Annotated in this window: 14 protein-coding genes; 11 read left to right on the forward strand and 3 right to left on the reverse strand. The window is 54.4% G+C overall.

Features of this window, described 5'->3' with window-relative positions; genetic code table 11:
• Position 1 precedes the first annotated feature (1 nt).
• Entirely contained in the window at positions 2-175 is a 174-nt protein-coding gene (locus BJU60_RS15200) for a hypothetical protein (protein ID WP_167615642.1), read from the reverse strand.
• 74 nt (positions 176-249) lie between these two features.
• Between BJU60_RS15200 and rnz the strand changes: the two genes are divergently transcribed.
• From rnz to BJU60_RS00990, 7 genes are read left to right on the forward strand one after another with little or no spacing between them, the layout of a single operon-like run.
• Positions 250-1,155 carry a ribonuclease Z gene (gene rnz, locus BJU60_RS00960; protein ID WP_070327083.1) on the forward strand — a complete coding sequence of 302 codons (906 nt, stop codon included), beginning with the start codon at positions 250-252 and terminating at the stop codon, positions 1,153-1,155.
• A gap of 1 nt (position 1,156) precedes the next feature.
• Positions 1,157-2,047, forward strand: a complete 891-nt coding sequence (locus BJU60_RS00965; protein WP_070327084.1) for a hypothetical protein — start codon at positions 1,157-1,159, stop codon at positions 2,045-2,047.
• Complete coding sequence (locus BJU60_RS00970; RefSeq protein ID WP_070327085.1) at positions 2,044-2,457, forward strand: DUF4430 domain-containing protein; 414 nt, start codon at positions 2,044-2,046, stop codon at positions 2,455-2,457. Before BJU60_RS00965 ends, BJU60_RS00970 begins: the two co-directional genes overlap by 4 nt.
• Positions 2,435-3,112: a hypothetical protein gene (locus BJU60_RS00975; RefSeq protein ID WP_070327086.1), complete on the forward strand. Its 678-nt coding sequence runs from the start codon at positions 2,435-2,437 to the stop codon at positions 3,110-3,112. The genes BJU60_RS00970 and BJU60_RS00975 overlap by 23 nt, the downstream gene beginning before the upstream one ends.
• Positions 3,072-4,034: an ATP-binding cassette domain-containing protein gene (locus BJU60_RS00980; RefSeq protein ID WP_070327087.1), complete on the forward strand. Its 963-nt coding sequence runs from the start codon at positions 3,072-3,074 to the stop codon at positions 4,032-4,034. The genes BJU60_RS00975 and BJU60_RS00980 overlap by 41 nt, the downstream gene beginning before the upstream one ends.
• On the forward strand, positions 4,007-4,552 hold the full coding sequence (locus BJU60_RS00985) for a hypothetical protein (protein ID WP_070327088.1): 546 nt from the start codon (positions 4,007-4,009) through the stop codon (positions 4,550-4,552). Before BJU60_RS00980 ends, BJU60_RS00985 begins: the two co-directional genes overlap by 28 nt.
• A gap of 17 nt (positions 4,553-4,569) precedes the next feature.
• Entirely contained in the window at positions 4,570-4,911 is a 342-nt protein-coding gene (locus BJU60_RS00990) for a hypothetical protein (protein ID WP_254281612.1), read from the forward strand.
• Positions 4,912-4,971: 60 nt separating this feature from the next.
• On the opposite strand, the gene BJU60_RS00995 is transcribed toward BJU60_RS00990, so the two are convergent.
• Complete coding sequence (locus BJU60_RS00995) at positions 4,972-5,766, reverse strand: SDR family NAD(P)-dependent oxidoreductase (protein ID WP_236633370.1); 795 nt, start codon at positions 5,764-5,766, stop codon at positions 4,972-4,974.
• Between the two features lie 148 nt (positions 5,767-5,914).
• On the opposite strand from BJU60_RS00995, the gene BJU60_RS01000 reads away from it, so the two are divergent.
• From BJU60_RS01000 to BJU60_RS01010, 3 genes are all read left to right on the forward strand, one after another.
• On the forward strand, positions 5,915-6,817 hold the full coding sequence (locus tag BJU60_RS01000) for a peptidase U32 family protein (protein WP_083273940.1): 903 nt from the start codon (positions 5,915-5,917) through the stop codon (positions 6,815-6,817).
• A 10-nt stretch (positions 6,818-6,827) separates the two neighbouring features.
• Positions 6,828-8,081 (forward strand): peptidase U32 family protein, encoded by a 1,254-nt coding sequence (locus tag BJU60_RS01005; protein WP_070327090.1) that lies wholly within the window; start codon positions 6,828-6,830, stop codon positions 8,079-8,081.
• An 81-nt stretch (positions 8,082-8,162) separates the two neighbouring features.
• Complete coding sequence (locus tag BJU60_RS01010) at positions 8,163-9,545, forward strand: MATE family efflux transporter (protein ID WP_070327091.1); 1,383 nt, start codon at positions 8,163-8,165, stop codon at positions 9,543-9,545.
• Here BJU60_RS01010 and BJU60_RS01015 read toward each other — a convergent pair.
• Entirely contained in the window at positions 9,540-10,409 is an 870-nt protein-coding gene (locus BJU60_RS01015; protein WP_236633681.1) for a DMT family transporter, read from the reverse strand. The two genes, BJU60_RS01010 and BJU60_RS01015, sit on opposite strands and share 6 nt — an antisense overlap.
• A gap of 127 nt (positions 10,410-10,536) precedes the next feature.
• On the opposite strand from BJU60_RS01015, the gene BJU60_RS01020 reads away from it, so the two are divergent.
• Positions 10,537-12,663: a DNA topoisomerase III gene (locus BJU60_RS01020; RefSeq protein WP_070327093.1), complete on the forward strand. Its 2,127-nt coding sequence runs from the start codon at positions 10,537-10,539 to the stop codon at positions 12,661-12,663.
• Positions 12,664-12,688: the final 25 nt, after the last annotated feature.

Here is a 12,688-nt window from a genome sequence, read left to right on the forward strand (position 1 = left end):
TTTATGCGGCGAACTCCAACGATTCTAAGACGAGTTCGTCTGAGCAGTGAAGTTCGGTCGCTATGTCGTGAATTCGGATCGAGGTGCCTGCATCTTGTTGGTGTTTGCGATTCATTGAAGTCGCTCGTTCCCGAATCACTTCATACAAAGCATCGGAATGTTCAACTTTATTCATCACGGATCACATCCTTTTCAACGAGTGACTCAAGTATAGCATGGATTAGGCTAGCAGAAAGGACAAATATATTTATGAAGTTACATTTTTTAGGAACTGGTTCAGGCATGCCTTCGAAACAACGGAACGTTTCCGGGCTCGCACTCACATTGCCTAAACAGACGTGGCTGATCGATTGCGGGGAGGCGACCCAGCACCAGATTCTCCATACCACGATCAAACCGCGAAAAGTATCGGCTGTTTGGATCACGCATCTACACGGGGACCATGTCTTCGGGTTGCCAGGTTTCTTATCGACGCGTTCCGCCCTCGACGGAAAGGATCCGCTCACGCTGTACGGACCGCGTGGCATCAAGCAATGGCTCGAGCTGACGTTGAAACTGACCGGTTCATATTTAGGCTATGACCTGACGATTGTCGAATATGAGGACGGGGACACGTTTGAGCAAGACGGTCACCTCGTCACGGTGCGGAAGCTCGCGCATCGCTTTCCATCTTACGGGTTTCGCATCGAGGCACCGGCGCGTCCGGGGACGCTCCTCGTCGACAAAGTGAGAGCACTCGGTATTCCGAGCGGTCCAATCTATCGGACAATCAAACAAGCAGACACGTTTGAATTTGCAGGGAAAACATACGCGTCTAAAGAATATGTCACAGAATCGGTCCGTGGAGCGATTGTCGCCATCTTAGGGGATACGACTCCGTGCGAGAATGCATTCGTGCTCGCACAAGCTGCCGACGTTCTTGTCCACGAGGCGACGTTTATGCAAGGGGAGTCAAAACTTGCGAGACAGTACGGTCACTCGACGACGGTCGAAGCCGCAAGGCTCGCGAACAAGGCGGGCGCGGGCCGATTGATCGTCACCCATATCTCGGCCCGCTATCAAGGCCGGGAAGCAGAATTTGAGGCCGAGGTCGTGTCTGGGTTTGCGGATAGCCATGTGGCAACCGACTTTTCCGAGTTTATAGTGGGGGATTGATGTGACAATACAACTATACGTTTGGCTAGGTTTCATCGTCATCAGCCTGTTGCTAGGTGTAAGATTGAATCAGTTGAAAGAACCAGAACCGAACTTTTTCGCCAAGTTCTTATTCTACTCGTTGCTCGGAATCGTTTCGTTTCCGATCGGCGGGTTTCATATCCCAATCGGATTTTTGATGTCATTCTTGTTCTTTCCAAAACGAAACAGCCGGTATAAATGGTACGGGGCACTCGTCGGCTTCTTCTTCTTCATCGTTTTACTGTTCGTACCTTTGTTCGACCAATCCGAATTCCGGGCCGAATCTCAACAAATCGGGCCGGTGTCGGTGCAAGACGAGTCGTTCGACCGGATGACAGATACGATTTTACGCCGGATCAACGGCGAGGTGATCAAGCTCGATCGTAGCAAGATGATTGTCGACCGGGACGGTGAACTGCAATCACTCGAGTATTTGCTCATGGTCGAACGCAGCAGCTCGTTCCAGCAAATCCGCATCAACTATGACGACTCAGGGGAACTTGAATATCGTCAAGTCGATGAGATGAACAAAGGTTCCGGCCGAGCCTTTTTCGAGAAGCTCGTCGACTTCGAACACGTGATCGAAGCCGTACGAGGGACAGCGTGGGAAGACTTTGCCAAACAAGTCGAGGCACCGCTCTTGCAGCTCTCATTTGATGGACTGTACGACATGTACACGTTCGAGAACGAAGCGATGCTCATGATCAACCGGGACGGACGAATCGTCAAATTCTGGCTCCAGCGCGAACCCGTGCTCGCCAACAGTATTCAATTGACCGGTTTGACCCGTGAAGGCAGAACGACAGGCGAAAAATATACGATTCTTTACAACTACTCCATTCACCAACGAGAGGATTTGACGGATCAATGAAAAAATTGCTCATCATGAGTGTGATGATACCTTTATTGGCAGCTTGTGCTGGAGAAGAGACGTCGAACGGACAAAGTGAGTCTTGTGACGTCGAACCGACGATTTCCGTTTACGACGCGTCGACGGAAGAGACGTTGTACCATGAGAAAAGTGTCTGCCTAGAGGATGGGGCGACGGTGCTCGATGCCCTCAAGGCGACAGAATTGCCGATTGATTCGGTCGGAAGCGGGGAGATGACCTACGTCACGGCAATCGACGGGATACAAGAAAAATCAGCCGGTCAGTCATCTGGCTGGGTGTATGCCTTTAACGGCAGCCCTGGCGATGAAGGGGCGGCTGCAAAAGAAGTCGAGTCCACCGATATTATCCAATGGCGGTTTGAAGAAGATGCGATTTCTTTCTTCGAATGAGGCGGATTGGGAGCGTAGACATGCTGTCACGCTCCTTTTCTTTCTACTCGTCCATCTGTACGTCTTGATCCATGTGAACGGTTCGTTAAGTCTGCTCGCCGGGCTGGTCTTGTTGTTACTGTTGGAGCGGCGCTTTCCCGTCGCGATGCTCGGTCTGCTTGTCGCGTTCGCGCTGATCTCGCTCGCACCGATTTTGCTCCAGTGGGACGTCTCCATCCGTGCGCTCAGCGACCAAATTGTCCGCTTGGCGACGTTTTTATTCGGAATGGTTTGGGCGAGCCGTTTCATGCGATTAGAACGGCTATTGCCGCTCTTGCGACGCTTTCCGCAATCGACCCGGTTGCTATACGGTGCTTGGGCGCTCGTCCCGTCCATGGAACGGGCCATCCGTTTGTCGCTCCGCAGTCACCAGCGACAAGACTGGCGAGAAGCGATCGTCGTCGGGATTGACAGCCAGCGCCGTGAACCCGTTTACGCGTTGCCGCGCCTACGTTCATTCCAAGGCGATGATCTCGTTCATCTGTTCATCCTGTTTAGTTGCTTTGTGGCGGCGCTTAAGTGGTCACCACTCATCTGGTTGCTTTACCCGTATTTGACGAAAGGAGGTGTGCGAGATGCGTTGGTTATCCTCAGAGCACGGACGTCAGCAAATTGAGGAGTGGGTCGCTTCAGAGCGGGCCCATATCGTCAATCTCGATGACCCGCTCGCCGGTTCGGTCGCCTCACTGCTCGCCGGTGATGATGCGATGCGCGGCGCCGAACTGGCAGCGCTCTTGCAAATCGATCATCTGTCCAAAAAACGATTTGATGAATGCTCGAGCGGAGAACAACAACTCGTTCGAATCGCTCACGTGCTCGGCGAAAATCCCGATGCGCTCGTTCTCATCGAGCCGTTCCGTTATCTCGATCGATTCCGAAGCGAACACTTGTCGATGCTGCTTCGGCGGCTAGGACAGCTCGGGATTAGCGTCGCTTATACGGACCGGTCGCGTGAAGGCGGTGCAACACATGCGTTCACGGTCGTAAAGTCGTCTAGTGAAGCATCGATTAACGTCAAAGACGTGTCCTATCGTCATCCGTTGCAACCCGCCTACGCGGTCGAACACGTGTCGTACCGGTCTGACGGACCAGGGTTAACGGTGTGCATCGGGACGAACGGCAGTGGCAAGTCGACACTCCTAGAACTGATGGCGAAGAGTCTGCGTCCGCTATACGGGAAAGTGAAGTTATCAGAGCGGCCGCTCTATCTTCCGGCAGACCCCGAGTACGGGCCGTTCCCAAAATCGTTGAATCGACGGGTCGAACAGTTGCAGGCGGTACTCGCGTCCACGTCGTCACTCATCGTCCTCGACGAGCCGACGGTCGGACTGTCGGAGAACGAACGCGACGCCTTCGTTGCGGCAATCGTACAAAAAGCCGAGACGGCGCGTGTTTTATGTGCGACCCACGATGAACGCTTGATTGCGGCGGCAGGTCATGTCTTATGTATGGCGAGCGGAGCGGTCGTGTTTGACGGCACGCGCGAACAGTACGTGGATCGGAGTACGTTATGGTCACTTACGTCCTCGCCCTCATAACCGCGTTCGCACTTTTGTCGAAGTTTGAGCGGACGAAGTCACCTATTTCTGTATTGACGCAGCTTCTTGCGCTCGCCGTCATCGGACGGTGGCTTTTCATGGCCATCCCGAACGTGCAACCGACGACCGCACTATTGATACTGACCGCGCTCTATTTTGGATGGACGAGTGCAGGCATGCTCGCTTTATTCGTCCCGATTTTATCGGGACTTTTACTCGGCCTCGGTCCGTTCGTTTTGTATCAGTTTCTCGGTTGGCTGCTCGTGATCACGCTCGTTTACTTGTTACGACCGGTCTTGTTGCGGTCGCGCATGTTACTTTGGTCAATCGGGCTCGGCTCTGGTTTTTTATTCGGCTGGACGACGAACTTGTCGTTCGCGGAAGTGATTGGAGCCGACTTTATCAAATTGCTCATTCTTAGCTTGCCGTTCGATCTGGCGCATGGAATCGCAAACGTCTTCTTTTTGATCGTCCTACATGATTTATTCGTTCGCATATTTGTCCGAGAAGACGGGTAAACATGAGTACTACTCGAGTGAGGTGGTTGAGCATGGGCGGATACGTCAATATGTATGAGATCGGTTTGCTTCTCTTCATCGGACTATTGTTTATGGCCGTCAATATCTTCTTGATGTCGCGTCGGCTCATTCGGACACGATACGCGATGTTGAGCATCCTCGCTTCTAGCGTCTGGCCGGCACTGATGATCGTCTTGTCCGTTCAAAACGTCAATCTTCTCGAGGAGCTACGAGCCCGAACGGTCACACTTGAAGCCGTGTTCGCCTGGTCTCTCGTCGTCACGACGGCGCTCATGACGGTGATACCAGCTTTTATCTTTATTCGACGTCTGATTCAGCTGTCACGCCATGGCGACTGATTCCTCAACCTAAACAAGCAGAGCGACTCAAACGTTTGAGTCGCTCTGCTTGTTTTAGATTTAAGATGTCGGGAGCTGTTCGACCGAGGCATCTGTCGGTTTTTGGAATCGACGTAAAATTTCGAGACTGACCGCTCGCGGCATAATTTTCGCGAGTCCGACGAGCGCTTGGTTCGACAAGCCTGGGATGATGACCCGTTTATTTTTCATGACGCCCTTATAACCGAAGAAAGCGACGAGATGAGACGGCATTTTCGATACCATCATTTCACTGCCGGCCCGGTTAAAGAAACCGGTGTCGGTCGGACCCGGGCAAAGGACGCTGACGTTTACGCCTGTGCCTTTCGTCTCGGCATGGAGCGCTTCTGTGAGTGATAAGACATACGCTTTCGTCGCGTAATAGACGGCCATATACGGTCCCGGCTGGAATGCGGCGACAGATGCGACGTTTAAGACGTAGCCGTGATTGCGGGCGACCATGTCAGGCAAGTACGCTTTCGTCAACTCGGTCAAGGCGTTGACGTTCAACCGGACCTCTTCGGCCTCAGTTTCCGCATCGAGCTCGATAAACTCGCCGGCCGTACCGAAACCAGCGTTGTTGATTAAAAAATCGACCGTGAGCCCGGCGTCGTCAATCGCGTTCGTCAACCGTTTCACGGCGTTGTGTTCAGACAGGTCGAGTGCGAATACGTGCACGTTAATCGTGTATCGTTTTTCAAGCACTTTTTTGAGTTCATGTAACCGTGGCTCGCTACGAGCTACGAGAATACAGTCAAATCCATCTCGGGCCGCTAAGACGGCGAGATCTAGGCCGATGCCAGTCGAGGCACCGGTAATCAAGGCTGTTTTTGTCAAAATCGTCCACTCCTTCAATTAAAAAGTCATACATTGTTACTGATTTCTTCACCAGTTGTTAAATTCCTGCTTCGTCGACACGCTTGAACGTGTGCTAAAGTATATCAAGAATATGTGATTAGACTCACAAAGTCAGGAGAAAAAACAGATGATGATTCAGCTAGTTACTACAGCACAAAGCGTCGAACAAGCAGAGGCGCTGATCATGGCGGGGACAGACCGTCTATATATCGGAGAGTCGACGTTTGGTTTACGCCATAAAGGTGACTGGTCGCTTCCGGCTGTGAGAGAAGTCACAGCGCTCGCCCATCGTTACGGCAAAGAAGTGACGGTTGCCGTCAACAATTTGATGCATAATGATCAAATCGAGGCGTTGCCGGATTATTTACACGCGCTCAAGCAAATCGGGATCGACAGTGTGACGGCGGGCGATCCAGGTGCCATCCGCTTGATCCGTAATGCCAATATCCCCTATTGGTACGATGCTCAAACGCTCGTCACGTCGGCGCGACACATTCAATTTTGGGGTAAGCGCGACGCCATCGGGGCGGTCGCGGCCCGTGAAGTGACACTGACCGAACTCGGAATGATTCAACAGCAGATTGGGCTCCCCGTCGAGGTTCAAGTGTACGGACCAACATGTATCCATCACTCGAAACGACCGCTATTGACGAACTATTTCAATGAGATCGGTCGGTCGAGAGAGGACGCGGAAGCGCGCGAGTACTATATGAGCGAACCGTCTGATGCGGACAGTCGCTATCCCGTCTACCAAGACGACAATGGGACGCACGTCTTCTCAGAAGATTTGACACTCATGGGTCAATTGCCTGTGCTCTTAAAAGGCGGACTGCATACGTGGAAACTCGAAGGGTGGCATGCCGGGGACGTGTTCGTCGACATCGTCCGTCTGTTCGACAAAGCCCGATCGGATTTGTTGAATGGCCAGTTCGACCGCACGCTCATGGAACGGCGTCTCGCCGAACTCCAACCTGAACAATTCCGGCTTGGGACCGGACTGTTGTTACGAAATCCAGAAGAGATCAAGTGAGGGGATCAAGATGAAAAAACGTCCAGAACTACTAGCTCCGGCAGGAAACTTAGAAAAATTAAAGATGGCGATTCTCTACGGGGCCGATGCGGTCTTTATCGGTGGTCAACAGTTCGGGCTCCGCTCGCGGGCCGGCAACTTCGGATACGAGGAGATGACTGAAGGCGTCGCATTCGCGCACGAGCGCGGGGCGAAAGTGTATGTCGCCGCGAACATGGTGACCCATGAAGGGGATATCGATGGCGCGGGCGATTTCTTCTGTCGACTCCGTGACATCGGCATCGACGCCGTCATCGTCTCGGACCCGGCCATGATCGAGGTCTGTCTCACGGACGCGCCCGGTCTTCCGGTCCATTTGTCGACCCAGGCGTCGGCGACGAACTACGAGACGCTCCGTTTTTGGCAAGAGGAAGGGCTAGAGCGAATCGTCCTCGCCCGTGAAGTATCGATGGAAGAGATCAAAGAGATGAAGCGTCAAGTCGACGTCGAGATCGAGGCGTTCGTCCATGGCGCGATGTGTATCTCCTACTCGGGGCGTTGCACGCTGTCGAACCATATGGCGCTCCGCGATGCGAACCGCGGCGGCTGTGCCCAGTCGTGCCGCTGGAAATACGGCTTCTTCGAGGCGGATGAGCTGTTGACAGACGACATGGCAGCGCGCGATGAGGAACCGTTCTCGATGAGTTCGGTCGATCTTGCGATGGTCCGGCACATACCCGATTTGGTCGATGCCGGCGTCGATAGCTTGAAAGTCGAGGGACGGATGAAGTCGATCCATTACGTAGCGACCGTCTGTAACGTCTATCGTCAAGTCATCGACGCCTACTGCGCGGATCCTGAAGGATTCGTCTTCGACCCGGCATGGGAAGAAGAGATTTGGAAAGCGGCGCAACGTGAGCTCGCGAGCGGGTTCTATTACGGCATCCCGACCGAGAAAGAGCAACTGTTCGGCAAACCGCGTTCCATCCCGCAATATGCGTTCGCAGCGCGCGTCATCTCGTATGAAGCGTCGACAGGCATGGCGACGCTCGAGCAGCGTAACCATTTCCGCCGCGGAGAAGAAGTCGAATTCTTCGGCCCCGGGTTCGTCCGCTTCACGCAACGGATCGACGAGTTGTTCGATGAGACTGGGATGCCGCTCGAGACGGCGAACCAGGCGATGATGACGGTACGCGTCAAAGTCGACCAACCTGTCGCGACCGACTTCATCATGCGAAAACGAAAAGTGGCAGCAGTGAAAGTTCCCGCTTCGAGTGCCCGTTGACACATCCGTCAAGGCAACATAGTCGACCGTTCCATCCAATCTTGCTACCCTATTAACATATACGAAAAAGGGGATGGAAGGATGAATCAGAACACGGAGCAACTCCGGACCGATCCGATCGGACGCCTGCTGTTCAAGCTGTCGCTGCCGGCGATGATCGGTATGCTGGTGACGGCGCTCTATAATATAATTGACACGATTTTTGTCTCGCGTGGCATCGGCCCTGCTGCCGTGGCCGCGATCGGGATCGCGTTCCCGATTCAAATGATTCTAATGGCCGTCTCGAGTGCGGTCGGTCTCGGCGGGGCCTCGATCAGTTCGCGGAAACTCGGCAAAGGAGATGACGCCGGTGCCGCCGTCACGTTCATGAACGTGCTCGTGCTCGTAGGCGTGTTCGCCGCGTTCGCGGTCAGTTCGGCCATCTTCATGCTCGACTCGATCTTGACCGTGTTCGGAGCGACGTCGGAGATCATGGAATTGAGTCGTCAATACTTATCGGTCACGCTGATCAGTTCGCCGTTCTTCATGTTCACGCTCGCGGCGAGCGCGATGGTGCGGGCCGAAGGACAAGCACCTTATCAGATGAAAGTGATGCTCACGACCGTCGTCGTCAACTTGGTGACGACGCCGCTGTTCATCTTCACGTTCGGATGGGGTATTTACGGGGCGGCCTGGTCGACGGCGCTCGCTCAAGTCGTCGGATCGGTGCTCATGTTACGCTTCTTCTTCGCAAAAAATCGCCGGACCGAGCTCAACTTCCAATGGCGGAAGTTTCGGCTGCGGTTCGGCGAGTTGAAGGAGATTATGGCAATCGGGTCATCCTCGTTCGTCATGATGGTGTCGCAATCGATCTTGTTCGTCTTCGTCAACATCATGCTCGGGACGTATGGGGGGACCCAAGAATTGGCCACGTTCGCCATTTTGAATAAGTTCATGGCGCTCGTCGGGATGCCGATCATGGGCATCGTCCAAGGCATGCAACCGATAGTCGGCTATAACTTCGGGGCGCGACAGTTCGAGCGGATGCGCGAGACGATTTGGACGGCGCTACGGGCCGGAATCGCGATTGCGGTCTTCATCTGGCTGACGCTCCAGCTGTTCCCGGAACCGCTCATGCGCATGTTCACGTCCGACGCGAACTTGATTGCTGGCGGGGTGACGGCGATTCATGTCCTGTTCGCTGTCTCGTTTTTAACGAGCGTCCAAATGCTCGTCAACGGCATCTATCAATCACTCGGGAAAGCCCGGGTCGCGATGTTCTTGTCGTTGTCTCGACAGACGCTCTTTACGATTCCGCTCGTGTTTATCTTACCGAACTTCTTCGGTGTGTTCGGTGTTTGGCTCGCCTTCCCGATCGCCGACGGCTTGACCTTCCTGACAGCGGTCGGCATGGCGATTTGGGACCGGAAACTGCTGTTCCGTCCGTCAGAAGATGAGGTAGAAGCGAAAGCGACCAATTTATGAAACGACGTCCGTTCTTGTTGAACGGGCGTCTTCTTTTAGGAACAAGTAAATCCCACCGAGCAAGACGGCCGCGCCGATCCATTGCATCACGCCGAGCCGTTCCTCGAAGAAAACGAACCCGAACAGCATGCCCCAGAGCGCCTCGCCGAGGATGGTGATGCTGACGACGGTCGCACTGACGCGGGCGAGGGCGTAGTTGAACAAGTTATGGCCGAGGAGCGTCGGGAAGAAGGCGAGGGCGATGAAATACCACCAATTCACCGCTTCGAAGCCGACGAATGTCGTGTCCCGAACGAGCAACATGAAACCGAGAACGAACGTGGCGACGAGATAGACGCTGAACGAGTAGTCGTTCGTCTTCATCTCGGTCCGAATGTGTTGACCGACGAGCCAGTAGCCGGCGATCAACAAGGCGGCGAGAAGCGCGAGCAAATCCCCGTAGAGCGCGTCGCGACCGATTTGGATATCACCGGCCGCGACGAGCATGCCGCCGAGGACGGCGACGAGCGCAAACGCCAAACCTTTTCGGGTCGGATGTTTTTTAAAGAACAGGGCGTTCCCGATGAGGACGAAAATCGGGCTCGATGTCACGAACAACGTCGAACTCGCGACGGTCGTGTAGTCGAGCGATAAAAACCAGAGCCAGAAATGGAAGGCGAGGAGCGTCCCGCTGAGCAAGATCGCGTAGCGGGTGTTCGAGCGTAACGAGAAGAGCGAGCGGTAATCGAGAAACGGCAACAACATGAGGCTCGAGAACAGCATACGGTAGAATGCGGCCGTCTCCGCCGGAGCGGACGTCCATTTGACGAACAAGACGCTCGTCGACAGGAAAAAGACGGCGGCAAATAAAATTAAATAAGACAACAGGCATCCCCCTTTGGTTTTGTACATATTCCTCTAATGATATAATGAAACATACGAGAAAAAACATTCTTTTTCGAAAGTGTCGTTCCGACGAGATCGTCCGAACGACAACGAAAGTAGGGATCACATGAGATTAATCATTGCGGAGAAACCGTCGCAGGCACAAAAGCTGGCGGCGCCGTATCCATCAAAAAAGAGAAAAGACGAGATTGAAATCGCGGCATGCCCTCGTTTCCCGGAAGGTGCCATCGTCGTCTGGGCAGTCGGCCACTTATGTGAACTCCAAGAGCCGTCCCACTACCGCCCGGAGTGGAAGTCTTGGAAGTATGAATCACTTCCGATTGTCCCAGACCGGTTCGACTATCGCATCTCGAAGGGCAAGTCGAAGCCGTTCCAGACAATCAAAAAATGGCTCCACGACCGCTCGATCACGGACGTCATCATCGCTTCTGACGCCGAGCGGGAAGGAGAGGCGATCGTTCGTCTCATCTTGCGCCTTGCCGGCAACAAAAAACCGCTCGAGCGCTTATGGATCTCGAGTTTGACCGAGCAGGCGGTCGACCGCGGCTTCGCGCAGCTGTTACCGGGAGAGCAGACGATTCCGTATTACCATGAGGCGATGAGTCGTGCCTGTGCCGACTGGCTCGTCGGTATGAACGCATCGCGCGCATATACGACGCTCTTGAAGACGATTGGCATCGAAGACGTGTTCTCACTCGGCCGCGTCCAGACACCGACGCTCGCCTTGATCGTCAATCGAGAGCGCGAGATCAAACAGTTCGTCCCGGAGCCGTACTTCGAGGTCGAAGCGACGCTCCAAAAAGGACGGGGCACGTTCAAAGCGAAATACACACTCGGAAAGACGACGAAACTGAAGACGCGTGAACAAGCTGACGCCGTCGTCGACCGATCGACCGGAACGGCGGTCGTGCGGTCGATTGATAAGGAAGACAAGACGGAACACCCACCGTTCTGGTTCAGCTTATCGGGTCTCCAGGCCGAGGCCGGCAAACGGTTCGGCTTCGGGGCGAAGAAGACGCTCGATATCGCCCAAAAGCTGTATACGAAAGGGTGGGTCAGTTATCCGCGGACAGATTCTAGTTTCGTCACGCCCGACGAGGCGACGCTGTTCCCGCAGACGAAAGCCAGACTGTTGAAGTCCGCCGCTTACGCCGGGCTTGCGGCCGTCTTGACCGAAAATCCGTCCCGGAACAGCCGCTACGTCAACGCGAAAAAAGTGAGCGACCACTATGCGATCATCCCGACCGAGGCTTGCGGGGACGTGGCCCGGCTCAGCGGGGATGAAGCGAAACTGTATGATTTGATCAACCGCCGCTTTCTGGCGGCGTTCGCCCCCCCGGCGAAACTCGAGAAGACGACGGTCGACCTCATGGACGGGGACGACTTGTACCGGGCGAAAGGGACGGTCGTCGTCAGCCCGGGGTACCGTCAAGTCGTCGAGATGAAATCAAAAGACGTCGAGCTACCGGCGCTAACGCTCGGTGAGCCGTTGACTGAAAAGAAAGTCGAAGTGTTATCGAAACAGACCGAGCCGCCAAAACGGTATACAGAAGGGGCGCTCATCATGGCGATGAAAGTCGCCGGGAAACAGCTCGATGATGAAGAACTGATCCATATCATGAAAGAAGTCGAGGGGCTCGGCACCGAGGCGACCCGGGCGAACATCATCGATGGCTTGAAGAAGCGAGGTTATGTCGAACTTCAAAAGAAAGATCTCGTCCCGACCGATAAAGGCCGTCTTTTGATCGATGTGCTCGGCGACAGCATCCTCGCCTCGCCGGCCATGACCGCGAAATGGGAGAAGCGGCTCCATGAGATCGGGCAGGCGTCTGCGTCTGCGGCCGAATTCATCGACCAAGCGAAAAAGATGTCGATCCATCTTGTGGAGGAAGCGAAAGCGAGAGTCGAGGCGGCGAACCCGGAAGGCTATACGATCGAACCGAGACGCTTTGGGAAGAAAGCTGCCTCGCGGCCGAAGGAGTCGTTCGGCGTCTGCCCGAGCTGTGGCAAAGGACTTGTCGAGCATCCGAAGTTCATCGGGTGCAGCGGGTATCGTGAGGGCTGCAAGTTTACGATGTCGAAACAAGTGCTCGGCGTCGGACTCGCGAAAGACGAACTGAAACAGATGATCAACGGTGGGCAGTCGAATGTTCATGCGTTCAAAAAAGGCGACAAGACGTTTGATGCCACGCTCTATCTTGAAAAAGGGGCGTTACGCTTCGAGTTCAAATAAAAAATAGAGTCGCCCGGCTGGACGG

Origin of the sequence: Exiguobacterium aurantiacum (genome assembly GCF_001766415.1) — a bacterium.
GTDB classification, from domain to species: domain Bacteria; phylum Bacillota; class Bacilli; order Exiguobacteriales; family Exiguobacteriaceae; genus Exiguobacterium; species Exiguobacterium aurantiacum_A.

Bases quoted from the DNA above. Each gene is read 5' to 3' on its own strand.
- BJU60_RS15200 (WP_167615642.1), bottom strand. From the start codon at position 175: ATGAATAAAGTTGAACATTCCGATGCTTTGTATGAAGTGATTCGGGAA.
- rnz (WP_070327083.1), top strand. From the start codon at position 250: ATGAAGTTACATTTTTTAGGAACTGGTTCAGGCATGCCTTCGAAACAA.
- BJU60_RS00970 (WP_070327085.1), top strand. From the start codon at position 2,044: ATGAAAAAATTGCTCATCATGAGTGTGATGATACCTTTATTGGCAGCT.
- BJU60_RS00975 (WP_070327086.1), top strand. From the start codon at position 2,435: ATGCGATTTCTTTCTTCGAATGAGGCGGATTGGGAGCGTAGACATGCT.
- BJU60_RS00980 (WP_070327087.1), top strand. From the start codon at position 3,072: ATGCGTTGGTTATCCTCAGAGCACGGACGTCAGCAAATTGAGGAGTGG.
- BJU60_RS00985 (WP_070327088.1), top strand. From the start codon at position 4,007: ATGGTCACTTACGTCCTCGCCCTCATAACCGCGTTCGCACTTTTGTCG.
- BJU60_RS01000 (WP_083273940.1), top strand. From the start codon at position 5,915: ATGATGATTCAGCTAGTTACTACAGCACAAAGCGTCGAACAAGCAGAG.
- BJU60_RS01005 (WP_070327090.1), top strand. From the start codon at position 6,828: ATGAAAAAACGTCCAGAACTACTAGCTCCGGCAGGAAACTTAGAAAAA.
- BJU60_RS01010 (WP_070327091.1), top strand. From the start codon at position 8,163: ATGAATCAGAACACGGAGCAACTCCGGACCGATCCGATCGGACGCCTG.
- BJU60_RS01020 (WP_070327093.1), top strand. From the start codon at position 10,537: ATGAGATTAATCATTGCGGAGAAACCGTCGCAGGCACAAAAGCTGGCG.